This window comes from Saccharomonospora xinjiangensis XJ-54 (genome assembly GCF_000258175.1).
Classification (GTDB): Bacteria; Actinomycetota; Actinomycetes; order Mycobacteriales; family Pseudonocardiaceae; genus Saccharomonospora; species Saccharomonospora xinjiangensis.
In genome coordinates this window covers 1073696-1091313 of record NZ_JH636049.1, presented here as the reverse complement: position 1 = coordinate 1091313, position 17618 = coordinate 1073696, and the positions used below count along the sequence as shown (strand labels likewise).

Genomic DNA, 17618 nt, shown 5'->3' with positions numbered 1-17618 from the left:
GTGCTACAGCTTGACCGGGTAGTGCGGCTCGGGAACCTCGGGCTTAATGCGGTGCTCGACGAAGATGCCGTGCCACAGCATGAACACGAGAAGCGCCCACAACCGCCTGCTGTGGTCGAGCGAGCCGTCGCGATGTTCCTGGAGCATGGCCAGGATGGCTCGCTTGTCGAGCAGGTCGTCCGTCTTCGAGTCGTTGATGATGCCCCTGGCCCAGTCGTGCATGTCGGACCGCAGCCAGTGCCGGATCGGGACGGGGAAACCGAGCTTGCGCCGGTTGAGCACGTGCGCGGGAACGATGCCGTCCAGCGCGCGGCGCAGCGCGAACTTGGTGGTCTCCTTGGTGATCTTCTGATCGAGCGGGATCGTCGAAGCCACGCGGAACACTTCGGAGTCGAGGAAAGGAACCCGCAGCTCGAGCGAGTTCGCCATCGTCACCTTGTCGGCCTTCACGAGGATGTCGCCGCGAAGCCAGGTGAAGAGATCGACGTGCTGCATGCGTGCCACGGGGTCCCACCCCCGGGACAGCTCGTACCAGGGCGCTGTGACGTCCCGGTGTCCGACACCCTCGCGGAAGGCGCGAAGGATCGGCCTCAGCTGGTCGTCGCGGAACAGCCGCGCGTTGCCGTAGTAGCGCTCCTCGAGCGACAGCGCACCCCTGCGCAGGAGGTCCTTGCCCCTGGTGCCTTCGGGGATCAGACCGGACGCCTTGCCGATGAGCTTGCGCACCCCGCCGGGGACCTTCTCGAACGGCGCCAGCGACAGCGGTTCCCGGTAGATCGTGTAGCCGCCGAACAACTCGTCGGAGCCCTCGCCGGACAGGACGACCTTCACGTGCTTGCGGGCCTCGCGCGCGATGAACCACAGCGGCACGAGTGCGGGGTCAGCGACAGGGTCGTCGAGGTACCACACGATCAGCGGGAGCGTGTCCATCATCTCCTCGGCGGAGACGGTGCGGACCACGTGCTTGACCCCGATCGCCGCGGCGGACTCGGCCGCGACATCGACCTCGGAGTAGCCCTCACGCTCGAACCCGGTGGTGAACGTGATCAGGTTCGGATTGTGCTCCTTCGCCAGCGCGGCGATGGCGGTGGAGTCGATGCCACCGGACAGGAACGAGCCGACCGTGACGTCGGCACGCATGTGCTTGGCCACGGAGTCGCGCAGCACCTCGGCGATGCTCTCGTGGAGCGCCGCGACCCCGTAGGGGCCCGAGACCGGCTGTGCGCGGAACTCGGGGGAGAAGTACCGCTCGATCTTCGGTTCTCCACCGGGAACCACCGTGAACGACGTACCCGACTCGATCCTGCGGATGCCCCTGTGCAGTGATTCGGGCTCCGGTACGTACTGCAACGTCAGGTAGTGCTGCAGAGCCGTGCGGTCGAGTTCGTCCTCGACGCCGAGGGCGGAGGACAGTTCGAGGAGGCTCTTCTTCTCGCTCGCGAAGGCGACGCCGTTCGGGCCGCAGGAGTAGTACAGCGGCTTGATGCCGAACGGGTCGCGGGCGCCGAAGAGCACTTTCCGTTCGGAGTCCCAGATCAGGAACGCGAACATGCCTCGAAGCCGCCCGACCGCGGCGGGGCCGAAGTAGTGGTAGGCCGCCACGATCGACTCGGTGTCGCCCTCTGTGGCGAACTTCGCACCGTGATCCTTCGCCAACTCCTCGCGCAGTTCGAGGTAGTTGTAGATCTCACCGTTGAAGTTGATGGTGTACCGGGTCGGGTTGTCCTCGGGGCCCCACGTCAGCGGCTGGTGCGAGAGATCGACGTCGATGACGGACAGTCGGTTGAAGCCGTAGACGATCTCCGCATCGGCCCAGGTGTCGGTCTCGTCGGGGCCGCGATGCCGCTGGCAGCGCAGGGCGCGGCCGACGGCGTCTCGCGCGTTCGCCGCGTCATCCTCACTGCCACAGACCAGTCCAAGCAGGCCGCACACGCCGTTTCACACACCCTTTGCTCATGAGAGATTGAGTCGTAAGTCGCAAGTATGCCGGGGAAGGCGGTGACGCCGCCGTCCCGGGTCTCGGCTAGAGTCCCATGCGTTGCAAGGATCGGGCGAGGAGGCATCACGGAGTGGGCGTTCCAGTGCGCACCCGGGGCACACGACGAGGCAGGGCAGGCAAACTAGCCGCGCTCGCCGCGCTTGTCGCTTTGACGGTGACCGGTTGCTCCGGCGAGGAGATTCTGCGGTTCGGTTGGCCCGACGGTGTCACGCCGGAAGCCGACAAGATGCGTACCTTCTGGACCTGGTCGGTCGTCGCCGCGCTCGTCGTCGGCGTGATCGTGTGGGGACTGATCTTCTGGACGGTCGCGTTCCACCGCAAGAAGAAGAACAAGACCGAGCCCCTGCCGAGGCAGTTCCAGTACAACGTTCCGCTTGAGCTGTTCGTCGTCGTGCTGCCGGTGGTCATGGTCTGCGTGCTGTTCTTCTTCACGACCGTCACCGAGCAATCGGTTCTGGCCAAGGAAGACGACCCCGACGTCGTCGTGGACGTCACCGGTTTCCAGTGGAACTGGGAGTTCACCTATCCGGACACCACGGCCCAGAACGGCCAGCCCGTCACCACGGTGGGGAGTTCGAGCGAGATCCCGCTGCTGGTGCTGCCCACCGATCGGAAGATCCAGTACAACCTGGTCTCCACCGATGTCATTCACTCGTTCTGGGTGCCGGAGTTCCACTTCAAGCGTGACGTGATGCCGCACCCGGACAAGAACAACCAGGACAACTCGTTCCAGAACACCATCGACAGGGAAGGTGCGTTCGTCGGCCGTTGCGCCGAGCTGTGCGGCACCTACCACGCGATGATGAACTTCGAGATCCGTGCTCTCTCGCCCGACAAGTTCGACCGGTACCTGGAACTGCGCACCCAGATCAACCCGCAGACGGGACAGCCGAACACCGCGGCTGAGGCACTGTCGGTGATGCAGGGCGAGGGGTGCGACGAGAAGCTGTGCAGCCCGGTCGCGACGACCACGAGCCCATTCACGACCGACCGCACCGCGCGGACGGCGTCGGGCTGACCCGGCGATCGAGAAGTGACCCAGCGATCGAGTAAGAAGGACACACGCTCATGAAGGTCGAAGCTCGGGTTTTCGACATCGTCGCGATCTTCGGTTTCGTCGTCGCGACCGTCTATGCGGTGCTCACCGCCCAGATGACTGAGGACGGCATCGAGCCGATCGGTACGGTGGCGCTCATGCTGACGGGCGGGCTCGCGCTGCTGGTGGGCAGCTACTTCCGGTTCGTGGCCCGGCGTATCGAGCCGCGTCCTGAGGACCACGAGGACGCCGAGATCAGCGATGGCGCCGGTGAGCTCGGTTTCTTCAGCCCCGGCAGCTACTGGCCGGTGGGCATTGCCGCGGCGGCCTCTCTGACGGGCGTGGCGCTGGCGTTCTGGCAGCCTTGGTTGATCATTGTGGGCGTCGTGGTGCTGCTGATCACCGTGGCTGGCCTGGTGTTCGAGTACCACACCGGTCCGAGCCACTGACCTGACCGTAGAACGGTCGCCACGATCCTCGAAGTGGGGTCCCGGTTCGCCGGGACCCCACTTTCGTGTGCGGGCTACTGCTCGCGAGCGCGTGATGCCGCCAGGCACCAGGCAAACACCGGCCGCAGGCTCTCCGGCGGCGCCCAGCCGTTGACGGTGGCGAGCAGGTGCAGGTAGCGCTCGCGTCGCGGGTCGTGGGCGGCGTCGAGCCAGCGCAGCAGCCGAGCTCGGCTGTCCTGGTCGTCGGTGAGACCCAGAGCCGTCGCGTAGCACACCGCGACGTCGGTCAGGATGGCGTCGGCGACGGGGGAGGCCGGGTCGAGTCCCGCGTCGATCGCGGGAGCGACCCGGTCGCGAACGGCCTGCGACAGGTCCGGTCGCGGCAGCATGCTGTCGTACCGCCTGCGTTCGGCCGCGTGGTGATCGGCGAGCGTACGCATGAGTGAGCGGAACCCGTCGTCCTGTGCCAGCTCTGCCAGCTCGATCCAGGCCTCCAACTGATCGGGCTTCGGGTCGGCGGGGAGTTCGGGCACCAGCGAACGGCGGATTCCCACGAGGGCCGGGTCGGTGAAACCGTCCCCGAGTGCGGTGTCCAGGAACTCGTCGATCAGCTGACGACGCTGCGCGTCGGACAGCGTGGCTACTCGATGCATGAGGTCGATCTCCCACGGTGTCGGTTCGTGGCCTGCCATCCGCGTCAACGTTGTCAGCACCGCCTGCCGCACCTGGAGTACGCGGATCTGCTCGGCCAGAGCATCGGCCTCCATCGCGGCGACCTCGGTCAGTGACGACTCCCGGTCGAGCACCTCCCGGATCACGGTCAGGCCGAGCCCCAGCTCCCGCAGGGTGCGCACCAGGGCGAGGCGGGCGGCGGCGTGGACGTCGTAGCGGCGGTAACCGGCCTGGGTGCGGTCGGTCGGCGGAACGATCCCCCGATCGGAATAGCGCCGGATCGTCTTGACGCTGACGCCCGTCAGGCGGGCGAGATCACCGATGGAGTAGAGCGAGCCGTCGTCCATGTCCTCACCGTGGCGTCTCCCCTCGGGGCAGACTCAAGGCCCAGTCGCGACAGCGGGTCAGCCCCGATTGATCCAGCGGGTCAGCAGGTCCGCAGCCGCACCGGAGTCGATGGCGCGAGTCGCCAGTTCCAGACCGGCTCGCAGGTCGGCGGTGAGGTCGTCCGAGAAGCCCGCGTAGGCCGCGAGCGCACCGGCCGCGTTGAGCAGTACCGCGTCGCGTACCGGGCCCGTCTTGCCGCCGACGAGTTCCCTGACGACCTCGGCGTTGGCTCTGGCGTCACCACCACGCAGGTCGTCGGGGCCCGAGAGCGGGATGCCGAGCGCCTCGGGGTCGATGCTCGTGGTGCGGACCTTGCCGCCCGACACCACCCAGGCCGTGCTGGTCGTCGTGGTGGTGATCTCGTCGAAGCCGTCGTCTCCGCGCACGAGCAGCACGCTGTGGCCGCGCCTTGCGTACACCTCGGCGAGAACGGGGGCCTTGTCGAGGTAGGCACACCCGATGAGCCCCGACGACGGCTGGGCGGGGTTGGTGAGCGGGCCGAGCAGGTTGAACGCGGTGGACACACCCAGCTCACGCCGTGGCGGACCGGTGTGCCGGTAGGCGGGGTGGAAGACGGGTGCGAAACAGAACCCGATCCCGATCTCCTCGACGCAGCGCCGCACGTCGTCGGGATCGGAGTCGATCGACACGCCCAGTGCTTCGAGGACGTCGGCGGCGCCGGACTTCGACGAGGCCGCGCGGTTGCCGTGCTTGACCACCGGAGTGCCTGCCGCGGCCACCACGAGCGAGGTCATGGTGGAGATGTTCACGGAGCCCTTGCGGTCGCCACCGGTGCCGACGATGTCCACCGTCCGCATCGGCAGGTCCACCCGCTTCGCGTGCGCGAGCATCGCCTGTGCCATGCCGGAGATCTCGGTCGCGGTCTCACCCTTGGCACGCAACGCCACGGCGAAGCCCGCGATCTGAGCAGGCGTGGCCTCGCCCGACATCACCTGGTCCATCGCCCAGGCCGTGGCGTCCTCGGAGAGGTCGATCCGCTCGATGAGCTGGTTGAGGACGGTGGGCCAGGTGTGCTCAGGCATGTTCATCTCCGGTGCCGGGACCGGCGTGGTCCGGCGGATCTCATCGGACGTGACCCGCGCGGCGAGTCACGATCATCACAGTTGCCACGCCGTGTCGCCATCGACCGGCGCGCGAGTGTCGCGGCGTTCGCTCGTCCGGGTTCTTCCTCGACGAGCGAGCCGCGGCCGATCTCGTCCGGCCGGGTCAGCCGTTGACCGCGGGCACGCGCTGGTTCCTCAGCACGTCCGCGACGGTCTCGGCCGCAGCGAGCGGGTCGAGGGGGTGAACGAGGACCGCGTCGGCCTGCGACCAGGTGGCGAGCCAGCGGTCGTCCCTGCGGCGTACTGCCACCACGATAGGCGGGCAGTCGGCCAGTTCGTTCTTGAGCTGGCGACTGAGACCGATACCACCGGTGGGCTGCGCCTCACCGTCCAGGATGGCGAGGTCGATCTCACCGGAGTCCATCTCGACGAGCACGTCGGCGACGCCTGCCGCTTCGACGTAGGTGACTTTGCCCAGGTCGGCGGCCGGCCGCCTGCCGACCGCGTTGATGATCGAGTCGCGCACCTCCGCCTTGTGGCTGAAAACCAGGATCTTCTTCGCCGGCTCGGTCATCCTCGCGTCCTTTGCGCCTCGACGATGGTGACGAGCCTCATGCTATCGGTCGTACCCCCTCGTTACCCAGCGGGTTCAGGGTGGCTTCGGTAGCGTTTTCCGTTCGTGCACGACCGTCCGTAGGACCCGATCTGCGGCGCCCGGTCGAGGGGAGACATAATGCGAGCCGTGACAACGGCAGCTCCTTCCATCAGCCAGCGAGTGCACTCGCTGAACCGGCCGAACATGGTCAGTGTCGGCACGATCGTGTGGCTGTCCAGCGAGCTCATGTTCTTCGCTGGCCTTTTCGCCATGTTCTTCACGGTCAAGGCCCAGAACGACTCCGGAATCTGGCCGCCCATCAACGAGGCGACGGGCGAGCCGATCCACCTGGACATCGCGTACGCGCTGCCGTTCACGATCATCCTGGTGGCGTCGTCGTTCACCTGCCAGTTCGGCGTCTTCGCCGCGGAGCGTGGTGACGTGTTCGGGCTCCGTCGCTGGTACCTCATCACCCTGCTCATGGGCACGGTCTTCGTCGCGGGCCAGGTCGGCGAGTACATCACTCTCGTCAACGAGGGTGTGACCATCCCGTCGGGCGCCTACGGCACGGTGTTCTTCATGACCACCGGTTTCCACGGCCTGCACGTCATCGGTGGTCTCATCGCGTTCGTCTTCCTGCTGATGCGAACGAAGCTCAGCAAGTTCACGCCGGCGCAAGCGACCTCGGCGATCGTCGTCTCGTACTACTGGCACTTCGTTGACATCGTGTGGATCGGCCTGTTCGCGGTGATCTACATCGTTCCCTGACCTCGAAGCATTCGGCCGAACTGACAGCAAGGGTTGCCGCAGAAGATGTTCTTCAAGAAGAAGCCCGACGCCGCGGAGAGGCGGGCGGGTCGTCGCACGAAATTCCGTCGCAGGATGGCAGGCACGCTGGCCCTCGGGGTCGCGCTGCTGAGCGCGGGCGGCCTTTACGCCGTGTTCGCGCCGGAGCCGCAGACCGCGCAGGCCCAGGAGGACCCTGCTCTCATCCGCAAGGGCGAGGAGATCTACAACAACAGCTGCATCAGCTGTCACGGAGAAAATCTCCAGGGTGTCCAGGATCGCGGTCCGAGCCTGATCGGTGTCGGTGAGGCCGCCGTGTACTTCCAGACCTCCAGCGGTCGCATGCCGATGGTCCGGCAGGAAGCGCAGGCCGCGCGGAAGCCGCCGAAGCTGACCCCGGAGCAGATCGACGCGCTCGGCGCCTACATCCAGGCCAATGGCGGCGGTCCGCAGCGCCCCGCGGAGTCGGGTGCCGAGCTTCGCGGCTCCGACCCGGCGCGCGGAGCCGAGCTGTTCCGCCTGAACTGCGCGTCGTGCCACAACTTCACCGGGCAGGGCGGTGCGCTGTCGGCGGGCAAGTACGCTCCGCCGCTCGAACCCGCCTCCGAGGAAGAGATCTACACCGCGATGCTGACCGGTCCGCAGAACATGCCGAAGTTCTCCGACCGCCAGCTCTCCCCCGAGGAGAAGCAGGACATCATCGCGTACGTGAAGTCGGTGTCGGGCAGCAACAACGCTCCCGGCGGCAACCCGCTCGGCGGCCTCGGGCCGGCTTCCGAAGGCGTGATCGCCTGGGTCGTCGGTATCGGTGCGCTGATCGGCGCGACGCTGTGGATCGGTTCGAGGGCGTAACGATGAGCGCGCCAGTCGAGCCACGGTGGCGTTCAGCCGGGAAGGCCAAGGGTGAGGGGCTTATGCCCTGCACGCGGAGCACAGCGAGGCAGGTTCAGACAGCATGAGTAGCGGTAACGGGCCAGAACAGCGGCCGAGCGACGAAGAGCTCGCGGCCATGAGCCGTGACGAACTCGTCCGGCTCGGTGCGAAGCTGGACGGGGTCGAGATCGTCAACTACCCCGAGCCCTGGCCGGTCAAGGGCACAAGGGCCGAGAAGCGGGCTCAGCGAGCGGTGGCGATGTGGTTCATCCTCGCCACGCTCGCGGGTCTCGCGTTCCTCGGAGCCTTGATCTGGTGGCCGTCGGAGTACGTGCCGCCGTCGGACGAGAACGGACACTTCTGGTACAGCCTCTACACCCCGGCGCTGGGTATCACGCTGGGCGTGTCGGTGCTCGCACTGTCGATCGGTGTCCTGCTCTACACGAAGCGGTTCGTTCCCGACGAGCTCGCCGTGCAACAGCGCAGCGACAACATGGGCAAGGGCTCCGCCGAGATCGACAGGCAGACCCTCGTCGCCCAGCTCGCCGACTCGGGAGAGCGCAGCACGATCGCCCGCCGTTCGATGATCAAGCGCACCGCCGGTCTCGGCGCGGGCGTTCTCGGTCTCGGCACGGTGGCGCTGCCGCTCGCGGGCTTCATCAAGGACCCGTGGGAGAACCCCGACAGCCCGGATTCGCTGCTCCACACCGGGTGGATGCCGCAGTACCCCGGCGAGATCGTCTACCTCCGTCGCAACACAGGTAACCCGGAGGAGATCTCCCTCGTCCGCCCCGAGGATCTCGACGCGGGTGGCATGGAGACGGTGTTCCCGTTCAGGGAGTCCGAACGCGGTGACTCGCACGCGCTGTCCGTCGCGCTCAAGCGCTCCGACAACCCCGTGATGCTCATCCGGCTGCGCGCCGAGGACGCCGAGCGGGTCGTCAAGCGCAAGGGCCAGGAGGACTTCAACTTCGGCACCTACTACGCGTACTCGAAGATCTGTACACACGTGGGTTGCCCGGCGTCGCTGTACGAGCAGCAGACCAACCGCCTGCTGTGCCCGTGCCACCAGTCGCAGTTCGACATGCTGCAGTACGCCAAGCCGGTGTTCGGTCCGGCGACCCGCGCGTTGCCGCAGCTGCCCATCGCGGTGCACACCGACGGCTATTTCATCGCTCGGCACGACTTCATCGAGCCGATCGGACCGGGTTATTGGGAGCGCAAGTCATGAGCTCACTCACTACGCCGACGAAGGGCTCCGGCTTGCTCGCCAAGCACGCCGCACAGGCCGCGAACAACGCCGACCAGCGGTACCTCATGGCCAAGGGTCTGCGACACCAGTTGAACAAGGTGTTCCCGACCCACTGGTCGTTCCTGCTGGGTGAGCTGGCTCTGTACAGCTTCATCATCCTGATCCTCTCGGGGATCTACCTGACGCTGTTCTTCGACCCCTCGATGGCCGAGGTCGTCTACGACGGCCCTTACCGCAACCTCCAGGGCGTGGAGATGTCGCGGGCCTTCGAATCGACGTTGGAGATCTCGTTCGAGGTCAGGGGCGGCCTGTTCATCCGGCAGGTGCACCACTGGGCCGCGCTGATCTTCGTGGCCGCGATGTTCGTCCACATGTTCCGCGTGTTCTTCACGGGCGCGTTCCGCAGGCCGCGTGAGGCCAACTGGGTCATTGGCGCGCTGCTGCTGATCCTGGGCATGTTCGAGGGCTTCTTCGGTTACTCGCTGCCGGACGACCTGCTCTCCGGTACGGGTATCCGCGCGACGCTGTCCGGCATCGTGCTCTCGGTTCCGGTGATCGGCACCTGGTTGCACTGGGCGCTCTTCGGCGGCGAGTTCCCCGGCACGGTGATCGTGCCGAGGATGTACGCGCTGCACATCTTGATCATCCCGGGTCTGATGCTGGCTCTGGTGGCCGCTCACCTCGCGCTGGTGTGGTACCAGAAGCACACGCAGTTCCCCGGCGTGCGGCGCAAGGAGACCAACGTCGTCGGCGTGCGGATCATGCCGGTGTTCGCGCTCAAGGGCGGTGCGTGGTTCGCGGTCGTCACCGGCTTCATCGCGCTGATGTCCGGATTGTTCCAGATCAACGCGGTGTGGAACCTCGGGCCGTACAACCCGTCGCAGGTGTCGGCGGGGTCGCAGCCCGACTGGTACCTGGCGTGGGCGGACGGCATTCTGCGGATCTACCCGGCCTGGGAGCTGTACCTGGGCAACTACACGGTGCCGCCGGTGTTCTTCGCGGGCGCGATCGGGATGGGCATCCTGTTCGCGATGCTGATCGGGTATCCGTTCATCGAACGGAAGCTGTCGAAGGACACCGCGCACCACAACCTGTTGCAGCGTCCGAGGGACGCACCGGTACGGACCAGCCTCGGCGTGATGGCGCTGACGTTCTTCATGGTGCTGGAGCTGTCCGGGTTCAACGACATCATCGCGTTCAAGTACGACATCTCGCTGAACGCGATGACGTGGGCAGGCCGGATCGGGCTGCTGATCCTGCCGCCGCTGGCGTACTACATCACTTACCGGATCTGCCTCGGATTGCAGCGGTCCGACCGCGAGGTGCTGGAGCACGGTGTGGAGACCGGCATCATCAAGCGGTTGCCGCACGGTGAGTTCATCGAGGTGCACCAGCCGTTGGGGCCGGTGCACGACGGTCACCCGGTGCCGCTCGAGTACCAGGGCGCTCCGGTGCCGAAGAAGATGAACAAGCTCGGCACCGCGGGCAAGCCGGTGGCGGGCACGATGTGGTCGCCGGACCCGGCGGAGGAGACCGCCGCGCTGGAACGCGCGAGGGCCGAGCAGGGTGGCTACGCGGGCGGCGGCGAGCTCGAGGCACCACAGCCCGAGCAGGCGTCGGCGCCCCGGCAGCACTAGGCCGAACGAACGCTGAACGAACAAGGCCCCCGTGCCCACGATCGACCGTGGGGACGGGGGCCTTGTGCTCGTGTGTGGAGTTGCCGGGCTCTCAGTCGCCGTCGATACCGATGTCGAACGCCGACTCCGTGTCGGCGCTGGAGTAGGAACGGAAGGCGATGTGGGTGACGGTGTCGAGCACACCGGGCACCTTGCCGATGCGACCCGGGATGACGTCGGCCAGCCGCTCGTGGCTGGACACGCGCAGCACGGCGACGAGATCGACGTCGCCCGCACACGAGTAGACCTCGGACACGCCGTCGATGTCCGCGATCGCCTGCGCGGTCTCCGGGATGCTGTCCGTCGCGGCGTGGATGAGCACGATCGCGGTAACCAACGGGGCCTCCTTGCTGTTCGTGGCGAATGAGGGTTGGACCGAATCCGTCGTTAGCGTACGGGGTGGGGGAGAACGTTCTCACCCTGCGGCGTCGCCGACAGCCTCCAGCGCAACCGCCGTGTCCGCCGCGTCCAGCCAGGACTGCCATCGACCCGCGCCGTGCAACGGTTCGGCCCACGGCGTGGACGTGCGAACGAGCCGGACGCCGGGTCGCGTGAGCCAGCGCCACAGCAGCAACGTCTCCTCGGGGTTGGCTCCCCGTAACGGCCCCGGGCCCGGCAAGACCGTCTCGGCAGCCGCCACGAGGGAATCGACCACCGGCAGCGGCGGCACGCCGCGCCTGGCGACACCGGCTGAGGCGAGCCTGCCGTGGCGCACGACGGCGAACTCCCAGCCTCCCGCGCCGTCGGGTGCGGCGGCGACGAGTTCACCGATGGCGGCCAGCGCCGTAAGCCGATGGTGCTTGCCGACGGCACGGAGCAGCGAGGCCAGCTCGTCCCTTCGGCGGGCCGCGCGCTCGAAGCGGTGAGCCGAGGCGATCTCGGCCAGCTTGGCGCTGCCGAGGGCGAGCGCTGTGGCATCGGTACCGTTCACGAGGCCGGACACCAGGCGCACCGACGGCCGGTACTCGTCCACGCTCTGTTCTCCCGCGCAGGGAGCCCCGCAGCTGCCCAGCTCAGCCAGCACGCAGGGACGGCTCGACGCGCCGGTGGCGGGAATGCGCGGCGTGCAGGTGCGCAGCACGGCGATGTCGGCGAGCGTGGCGGCAGCGGCCTTCGCGCCTGCCTGGGAGCTGAAAGGGCCGAACGCTCCGTCGCGGGGACGGCGGACGACGGCCAGGCGCGGGAACGGCTCGTCGGTGAGCACCACCCACCACACCTTGCCGGGATTGCGGGAACGGCGGTTGTACGCGGGCCGGTGTGCGGCGAGCAACCGGAGTTCCCGCACGGCCGCTTCGAGGGAATGCGCGCACTCGACGGCCTCGACTCGCTCGGCGAGTGCCACCATCTCCTTGATGCGGCCACGGCTTTCGGACGACGTGAAGTACTGCCGCACCCTGCGGCGGAGGTTGCTCGCGGTGCCGACGTAGAGCACCTCGTCGGACGGGCCGCGGAACAGGTAGACGCCGGGGCGTTCCGGCAAGCCCGCGGCGAGATCACGCTTGCGGCGTTGCGCCGGTGTGATGTCGGGAAGGTAGTCGAGCAGCTCCTCCAGCGACTGCACCCCGAGTGAACCGACGCGCTCAAGGAGGCCGTGCAGAACGTCCACGCATGCTCGGGCGTCGTCGAGGGCGCGATGGTTCGGTGTGGTCGCGGAGCCGAACAGGGCGGCGAGCGCGGAGAGCCGGTGACTCCGCCGTGGTGTGTGCTCTCGCCGCAACACCCTGCGCGCGAGCTTGAGCGTGCACAGCACCGTGGGGTTCGGCCAGGCGTAGCCGTGCCTGCCGCACGCAGCCTTGAGGAACGACGTGTCGAATCCGGCGTTGTGGGCCACCAGCACCGCGCCGTCGGCGAATTCGAGGAACGAGGGAAGGACCTCCTCGATTCGGGGAGCGTGGTGGACCATCGCGGTTGTGATGCCGGTGAGTGCCACGATCTGCGGCGGGATGGAGGTGCCCGGATTGATCAGGGTCGCGAACTCGCCGAGTACCCGGCCACCTCTGACCTTGACGGCGCCGATCTCGGTGATGTTGCCGCCGTCCGGAGCGCCGCCGGTGGTTTCCAGGTCCACAACGACGAAGGTGACCTCGCGCAGGGGAGTGCCCAGCTCGTCGAACGCAAGCTGCATGAGCGGACACCCTAGGCAGCGCTACCGACAGTCGCCGCGCCCGTGTGGCGGGTTTGTGACCGGAGTCGTGGGCGAATCGAGTGCGCGGTTGGATCGTGAAGAACCTAAGCTGGACCGATGTTGTCGTCGTCCGCGTACCCCGAGCGTTCCGAGGAGGAGTCCTCGGGAACGCCGTCAGCCGACGGAGGTCCCGTCGGCGCGGCTGCCCGGCCCGCGCACGCGGAGGGGGACGAGTCTCCGGCCGAGTCCTCGGAACCCGTTGACTGGCTCGGTCTTCCCGAGCCGGTCAGGGAAAGGGTGGCCGAGCTCTCGGCAGCCGCTCTCGGGCGGTTGCCCGGCGATGACGTTCCGCGCCAGCTCAGGCCGGTCGCTCGGTTCGCGCCTGCCAAACGCGCCAGGCTGGGCGGATCGGCGTTGCTGACCGCGCTCCGGGACTCGACCCGGTTCCGGACCGCGGTACTGGAGTGGCTGCGCGAGCACCGCGTCGATGCGCTGAATCCCAATGACGAGGACGCCGTTGCGGCGGCCGCGGCTGCCGTGCTGCTCGGCGAGTCGAGCGCGTCCTCCCGGGTGCGGCTGGTGGCGCGTCACACCGAGGCGTCCGCGCTGCGCGCCGAACGCGACGCCGCCGTGGCACGGGTGCGGCGGCTGGAGGAGGAGATCGGCAGGCTGCGGGCCGAGCTGGACGACGCTCGTGCGGCGGTCGAACGCGCCAGGACCGAGCGCGAGGACGAGGTGGTGAAGCTACGCGGCCGGCTGCGTGAGCAGGGTGTCGTGGTGCGCGAGGCCAAGGACGCCGCCGCAGAGGCCGTCGCGGCACGGGAACGCGTGGAGGCGGAGCGGGACGCCGAGATCGAAGCTCTCACCGCGCGCTGGGAGCGTGAGCGGCAGAAGGCCGAGGCCGAGCGGGCGATGGCGGAGCGGGCGATGGCCGAGGCCGAGGCGGCCCGCCAGTCGGCAAGGGAGGCGCGGGACGCCGACGAGGTGCGGCTGTCCATGCTGCTCGACACGCTCAGTGGCGCGGTGGACGGGTTGCGGAGGGAGCTGTCGGTCGGCAGCACGCCAAGGCGGCCCGCCGACACGGTGCGCGGCGCCAACGCGGGCAGACGCGGTGGCCGGGTCTCGGAACCGAGGACGCTGGACACGCTCCTCGCGCTGCCGGGCGTGCATGTGATCGTGGACGGCTACAACATCACCAAGACCGGCTACCCAGAGCTCTCGCTCGCGGAGCAACGGCAGCGGCTGGTGCGCCAGCTCGGAGCGCTCGCGGCGCGGACTCGTGCCGAGATCACGGTCGTTTTCGACGGCGCCGACGTCACCTCCATTCCGGCTGCGGGGCCGAGGAACGTCCGGGTGCTGTTCTCCGATCCCGGCGTGCTTGCCGACGACGTGATCCGGACGCTCGTGCGGTCGGAGCCCCATGGCCGTCCCATGGTGGTCGCCACGTCGGATCAGGCCGTGGTGGCCTCGGTGTGCTCGTCCGGAGCTCACGCCGTTCCCGCCGCCGTCCTGCTGACGCGGCTGGGGCGCGTCTGACAGGTCCGGCCGCGCACGTTCCGACGCGTGCCGGAGTGGTATTCCCCCTCGTCACGGTCGTGCCCACGGTGACGGAGGCGGGATGCGCGCACTCGGAGTGTCACTGTCGTTGGTCGTTCTGGTCTCGCTGTGGACGGCACCTCGCCCCGAGGCTTCGCCTGCGGCTCGGGACAGCCGGGTGAGCGCTGTGGGCGGTGTGGCGGAGATCCTTCCCGGTGAACACGTGGCGAGACAGTGGCGCGAGCATCTTCGCGTCCTCGACCGTGCCGGTGTCCGGCTCCCGCCTGCGCGGGCGTTGCTCGACGAAAGCCGCTTTCCCCCTGGGCTGCGGCCGGTTCCCGGTTCCGAAGGCGACGGGCGGCGTGGGGTTGCGTGGGCTCCGGACGCGGGTGCGCTGGTGGTGCCGAGGGAGGTGTCCGTCGTCGTCTTGGGAGCGCTCGACGCAGTCGGGTCCCCGTACGCGGCCGACGGTGATGGCCCGGAGTCGTTCTCCTGTGACGGGCTGGTTCACGCGCTGTACCGGCGGGTGGGTTTCGACGTGCCCGGATCGGCGGCGGCGCAGTGGGCGACGGGGCGGAGCGTCGCGGTCGAGGATGCCGCTCCTGGTGATCTCGTCGTGCTGGGGTCCGAGCGGTACGGCGTCCAGTCTGTGGGCATCGTCGTCGGTGAGGATGAGGTCGTGGTCGCCGACGCGCTCTCGGCCGCGGTGGTGGTGGCGGCTCTGCCCGGCCACGACGCCGTGCTGGACGTGGTGCGGCCGAGCCTCGGTACGCGACCGAGCAGGCCGATGCCTCCTGACTCCGGCTCACTGTCATGGCACTGCGGGGGAATCCGGCCTCTGAAAGGCGGTGCCGGGGGAGCCGATGGCGCCGACGGTGCCGGTGGTGGCGGCCCTGATCCGGCGCGGCGGGGCTGGGCCGGTTATCCCAACGGGCTCATTCCGACTGGCGTGCTGTGCCCTCTCGACGAGGAGCCTCATGCGTTGCGGTGCGACGCCGCCCGCGATCTTGTCTCCCTTTCCGAGGCGTACTCCGACGCACTCGGCGAGCCGTTGTGCCTGACGGATTCCTATCGGACCTTGGAGATGCAGTTGGGACTGCACCGGAGGAAACCGGAACTGTCCGCGACTCCGGGAACGAGCACTCACGGTTGGGGGCTCGCGGTGGATCTCTGCGGTGGTGTCGAAACGTTCGGCACGGACGAACATCGCTGGATGCGTGCGCATGCGAGGCATTTCGGGTGGCTGCTTCCGCGCTGGGCTCAGGAGGGCAGTCCCCGTGAGGAACCGTGGCACTGGGAGTACGTCGGCAGGTGAAGTGCCGCGTGAACGAAAATTGTCGGAGTCGTTCGTAGGCTGATTCCCATGAACGAGGTCGAGAAATCCAGCGGAACCGTTGAAGCCGTCGGCGGAGCCGGGCGTGATTCGGCCGTGGTGACCATCGACTGTCGTCGGTGCGTGTTCCGCGATCGCGATTGCGCGAACTGTGTTGTCGGTGTGGTCGTCGATGCGGAGGGGCCGATGCACTGGAGTTCGGAGGAACTGCGGGCCATTTCGCTTCTCGCGGAGGGAGGAATGGTGCCGTCGTTGCGGCATGCCGTCGCGTGACGTCCAGGGGCCGGATTCCGCGGTGGGTCGGACGAATTCACGGGGGCGTCGTGATCACTGTCCGCCAAGCCTTTTCGTTGAGCGGTCCATCCGATCAGGTGAACGGTAGTTGGCTTGACAAGGCCTACGTGTTGCGCTGGTCACATCTTGCGACGAGGTGCAGGTCCGAACGCTCACGCACGGACGGTCACCGATTCCCTCCGCTGGGTTGGTGGACGCGCTGAACACTCTTTCGTAATCTGGCCGAGATCTCGCGCCAGGTAGCCGTTCCACCGGGGGCGGCGACGCGAGATCGCCGCCGAAACAGCTTGTCGGGGAGCTGTGCCGGACCCGAAGCGACAATGTCGCGCCGGTTCGCCTGAGAATTCAGCATTGCGATCTTCGATGCGTCATGACGTTCTCCGGCACGCCGGTGTGTGCACGTCGCCGACGGTGCCCGGCGGGCGGCCGGAGAGCAAAGGAGACACACGCGACGTGCGGTCGCATCCCGTGAAACGTGTGGTGTCGGGAGCGCTGGCGGCCTGTGCCGTGATCGCGGTCGTCACCTTCGCCCAGACGCCGGCGACGGCGACACCCGCGGTCCCCGCCCCCGCGCAACCGCAGAGCGCTTCCGAGGCACTGGAGAAGTACCGGGAACTCGCCGTCAAGGCGCAGAAGCTCAATGAGGAGTACCTCACCGCGCAGGAGGACCTCAAGGCCAAGGAGAAAGAGCTCGACGAGCTCAACAAGACTCTGAGCAAGGCCAAGAAAGCGGAGGCGAAGGCACGCGAGGACGAAGAGGTCTTCAGGAAGGAGGTCGATCGGTTCGCGGGCGCGTCGTTCACGAGCGGCGCGCAGTTGAACAAGCTGTCGGCGTTGCTCACGGTCGAGTCGCCGCAGGACTTCCTCGACCGTTCCTCGGCCATCGATCTCCTCGCGGCGGACAAGAACCGGGCGCTCGGCGCGCTCAAGGGTGCCGTTGACAGGGCGGAGGCGAGCAGAACCGAGGCCGCGACGGCCCAGCAGAAGGCGAAGGAGGCCAAGGACAAGGCCGCCGAGATCGCCGCGGACCTGAAGGACCGCAAGGAGAAGCTGGAGGAGCAGAAGGCCGAGGTCGCCGCGCAGGCGAACCGGCTCAGTGAGGCCGACAAGGCCCAGCAGCAGGACACCGGCCCCGATCCCGGCAATATCCCCGCTTCGGGCGCTGCGGCACAGACCGCGATCAACGCCGCGCTGAGCCAGCGTGGCAAGCCGTACGAGTGGGGCGCGACGGGCCCGAACAGCTACGACTGCTCGGGGCTGACCCAGTGGGCCTATGCGCAGGCCGGCATCAGCATCCCGCGCACCAGCGGCCAGCAATCGACCTACGGGACCGCGATCCCGAGGTCGCAGCTCCAGCCGGGCGACCTGGTGTTCTACGGGTCGCCGGTCTACCACGTCGGCATCTACATCGGTAACGACCAGATGGTGCACGCGCCCACCACGGGTGACGTGGTCAAGGTCGCGCCGCTTCAGGCCGAGTACAGCGGCGCTCGCCGGGTCGCCTGAGGTCCGGCACGGCGCCAGCGCCCCCACCGGGGCGG

General features: G+C 68.0%; 16 protein-coding genes. 10 read left to right on the top strand and 6 right to left on the bottom strand.

The genetic code is table 11. The features are described from left to right. Window positions 1-3: 3 nt before the first annotated feature. A complete protein-coding gene (asnB, locus tag SACXIDRAFT_RS04410) occupies window positions 4-1932 on the bottom strand; it encodes an asparagine synthase (glutamine-hydrolyzing) (RefSeq protein WP_006237283.1) in 1929 nt (642 codons plus the stop codon). Window positions 1933-2069: 137 nt separating this feature from the next. On the opposite strand from asnB, the gene ctaC reads away from it, so the two are divergent. Both ctaC and SACXIDRAFT_RS04400 read left to right on the top strand, forming a co-directional pair. Beyond that, the gene (gene ctaC, locus SACXIDRAFT_RS04405) at window positions 2070-3017 is read left to right on the top strand and encodes an aa3-type cytochrome oxidase subunit II (protein ID WP_006237282.1); all 948 of its coding nucleotides are present in this window, start codon (window positions 2070-2072) and stop codon (window positions 3015-3017) included. 50 nt (window positions 3018-3067) lie between these two features. Further along, entirely contained in the window at window positions 3068-3484 is a 417-nt protein-coding gene (locus tag SACXIDRAFT_RS04400) for a cytochrome c oxidase subunit 4 (RefSeq protein ID WP_006237281.1), read from the top strand. 74 nt (window positions 3485-3558) lie between these two features. Here SACXIDRAFT_RS04400 and SACXIDRAFT_RS04395 read toward each other — a convergent pair whose 3' ends face one another. The 3 genes from SACXIDRAFT_RS04395 to SACXIDRAFT_RS04385 all read right to left on the bottom strand — a co-directional run bounded on the left by SACXIDRAFT_RS04395 (window position 3559) and on the right by SACXIDRAFT_RS04385 (window position 6181). Then, complete coding sequence (locus SACXIDRAFT_RS04395) at window positions 3559-4503, bottom strand: MerR family transcriptional regulator (protein ID WP_006237280.1); 945 nt, start codon at window positions 4501-4503, stop codon at window positions 3559-3561. A gap of 57 nt (window positions 4504-4560) precedes the next feature. Beyond that, entirely contained in the window at window positions 4561-5586 is a 1026-nt protein-coding gene (gene trpD, locus SACXIDRAFT_RS04390) for an anthranilate phosphoribosyltransferase (RefSeq protein ID WP_006237279.1), read from the bottom strand. Window positions 5587-5770: 184 nt separating this feature from the next. Continuing rightward, window positions 5771-6181, bottom strand: coding sequence for a hypothetical protein (locus tag SACXIDRAFT_RS04385; RefSeq protein ID WP_006237278.1), 411 nt, complete (start codon window positions 6179-6181; stop codon window positions 5771-5773). 159 nt (window positions 6182-6340) lie between these two features. On the opposite strand from SACXIDRAFT_RS04385, the gene ctaE reads away from it, so the two are divergent. The 4 genes from ctaE to qcrB all read left to right on the top strand — a co-directional run bounded on the left by ctaE (window position 6341) and on the right by qcrB (window position 10750). Next, window positions 6341-6970, top strand: a complete 630-nt coding sequence (gene ctaE / locus SACXIDRAFT_RS04380; RefSeq protein ID WP_006237277.1) for an aa3-type cytochrome oxidase subunit III — start codon at window positions 6341-6343, stop codon at window positions 6968-6970. Window positions 6971-7015: 45 nt separating this feature from the next. Further along, window positions 7016-7840, top strand: a complete 825-nt coding sequence (gene qcrC / locus SACXIDRAFT_RS04375) for a cytochrome bc1 complex diheme cytochrome c subunit (RefSeq protein ID WP_006237276.1) — start codon at window positions 7016-7018, stop codon at window positions 7838-7840. A 103-nt stretch (window positions 7841-7943) separates the two neighbouring features. Further along, on the top strand, window positions 7944-9092 hold the full coding sequence (gene qcrA / locus SACXIDRAFT_RS04370; RefSeq protein ID WP_006237275.1) for a cytochrome bc1 complex Rieske iron-sulfur subunit: 1149 nt from the start codon (window positions 7944-7946) through the stop codon (window positions 9090-9092). Then, a complete protein-coding gene (gene qcrB / locus SACXIDRAFT_RS04365; RefSeq protein ID WP_006237274.1) occupies window positions 9089-10750 on the top strand; it encodes a cytochrome bc1 complex cytochrome b subunit in 1662 nt (553 codons plus the stop codon). The genes qcrA and qcrB overlap by 4 nt, the downstream gene beginning before the upstream one ends. Window positions 10751-10841: 91 nt before the next feature. Here qcrB and SACXIDRAFT_RS04360 read toward each other — a convergent pair whose 3' ends face one another. After that, window positions 10842-11126: an Lrp/AsnC family transcriptional regulator gene (locus SACXIDRAFT_RS04360; protein WP_006237273.1), complete on the bottom strand. Its 285-nt coding sequence runs from the start codon at window positions 11124-11126 to the stop codon at window positions 10842-10844. Window positions 11127-11204: 78 nt separating this feature from the next. Beyond that, window positions 11205-12914: a DEDD exonuclease domain-containing protein gene (locus SACXIDRAFT_RS04355; protein WP_006237272.1), complete on the bottom strand. Its 1710-nt coding sequence runs from the start codon at window positions 12912-12914 to the stop codon at window positions 11205-11207. 117 nt (window positions 12915-13031) lie between these two features. Here SACXIDRAFT_RS04355 and SACXIDRAFT_RS04350 point away from each other — a divergent pair, with 117 nt between their 5' ends. From SACXIDRAFT_RS04350 to SACXIDRAFT_RS04335, 4 genes are all read left to right on the top strand, one after another. Next, window positions 13032-14450 carry an NYN domain-containing protein gene (locus SACXIDRAFT_RS04350; protein ID WP_006237271.1) on the top strand — a complete coding sequence of 473 codons (1419 nt, stop codon included), beginning with the start codon at window positions 13032-13034 and terminating at the stop codon, window positions 14448-14450. An 82-nt stretch (window positions 14451-14532) separates the two neighbouring features. Continuing rightward, window positions 14533-15765: a D-alanyl-D-alanine carboxypeptidase family protein gene (locus tag SACXIDRAFT_RS04345; RefSeq protein ID WP_006237270.1), complete on the top strand. Its 1233-nt coding sequence runs from the start codon at window positions 14533-14535 to the stop codon at window positions 15763-15765. A gap of 48 nt (window positions 15766-15813) precedes the next feature. After that, window positions 15814-16056 carry a hypothetical protein gene (locus tag SACXIDRAFT_RS04340; protein WP_006237269.1) on the top strand — a complete coding sequence of 81 codons (243 nt, stop codon included), beginning with the start codon at window positions 15814-15816 and terminating at the stop codon, window positions 16054-16056. Window positions 16057-16530: 474 nt separating this feature from the next. Then, on the top strand, window positions 16531-17583 hold the full coding sequence (locus tag SACXIDRAFT_RS04335) for a C40 family peptidase (protein WP_232285248.1): 1053 nt from the start codon (window positions 16531-16533) through the stop codon (window positions 17581-17583). Window positions 17584-17618 lie beyond the last annotated feature (35 nt).